This is a genomic window from Streptomyces mesophilus (genome assembly GCF_011044995.1).
GTDB classification, from domain to species: Bacteria; Actinomycetota; Actinomycetes; order Streptomycetales; family Streptomycetaceae; genus Streptomyces; species Streptomyces mesophilus.
Genome location: NZ_JAAKZW010000465.1, coordinates 1 through 1,151, shown reverse-complemented (window position 1 = coordinate 1,151; position 1,151 = coordinate 1). Strand labels below are relative to the sequence as shown.

The window sequence follows — 1,151 nt, the reverse complement described above, 5'->3', positions numbered from 1 at the left end:
GGTTGTCCGGTATGGGGACCGGCCCGGGGTGTGGTGGGGGCGGCCGCGGGCAGGACGTGACGTACGGGACAGACGAGAGTGGGCTGTCCGGCCTGCCGTACTGACGGTCTTGATAGTTAGGCTGGGGGCCGGAGACGCATCAGAACCTGTGAGCGGGTCGGGTGCGTCCCAGGGGGAGAGCCGGGATCGGACGATGGCGGCTGTATCGGCGATACGAGTCGCTCCCACCACGGCACGCAGGGTGCTCGACCACACCAGGAGGCATTGTGAACAGCGATCGGAACGGGATCCACGGGGGCTGGAACACACCCGTCGATGATCAGTCCGACGCGGAGTCCGTCGAGATGACGGGCGAGTTCACCATCGACTACACGCCTCCTGCCTGGTACACGCAGAATGCTGCGGGTTCCGGCAGTGCGGGCGGTACGGGCGGTGTGTCCGGTGAGGCGTCTGCGCCTTCGCCGGACAGTGGTGGATTTGCCGCGGCTCCGCCGCCACCGCCCGCCGGTCATCCGGTGGCGGTTCCCGGGTTGCCGGAAGGCGGGGGCTTCCAGCCCGCGCCTGTTCCCGCGCCGCCTGTCGAGCCTCAGGTTCCGGCGGCACCCGTCGCTGACGCGGCAGGGTCCGATTCCGAGTCCGACGGCAGCGGGGACCTCGAGAGCGGTGCGACCATGCGCTTCTCCGCCGCTTCCCTGAAGCGGGAGATCGAGGAGCGGGCCGAGGCCGCCCAGTCCGCGGCGGATTCGCTGTCGGGCTCGGGTGCAGGGTCCGGCGCAGGTGCGGGCTCCGGCGCGGACAGGGAAGAGGAGCCCGGTGAAGCGGCCGGCTCCACACCGTCCGCTGACGTCGCCTCCGTATCCGATGCGCCCACTGCGCACCCCGAGTCCACTGACGCTGAGTCCTCTGCATCCTCCTCGTCGGAGCGTGACGAGGCGGTGGACGAGGACGTCCGGGATTCCGTGCCGCAGGATGCGGTACGCGTCGAAGGCGGCGCCGATGCTCCGGAGGCGGTCGGCGACGGTGACGTAGAGGCGGATGGAGAGGCAGCCGCAGACGTACGGGACAACGCGCCGTCCGTCACCACGGACGCCGACGCGGACGATGAAGCCGTCCAGGACGCAGTCCCCTCTCAGGCCCCCGAACCACAGACC

At 70.4% G+C, this 1,151-nt stretch carries 1 protein-coding gene; it reads left to right on the top strand.

Annotation, left to right across the window (positions count from 1 at the left end; translation table 11 throughout):
- Nucleotides 1-266: 266 nt before the first annotated feature.
- On the top strand, nt 267-1,151 hold an 885-nt coding region (locus G6045_RS42065; protein ID WP_328708104.1), incomplete at its 3' end, for an SCO5717 family growth-regulating ATPase.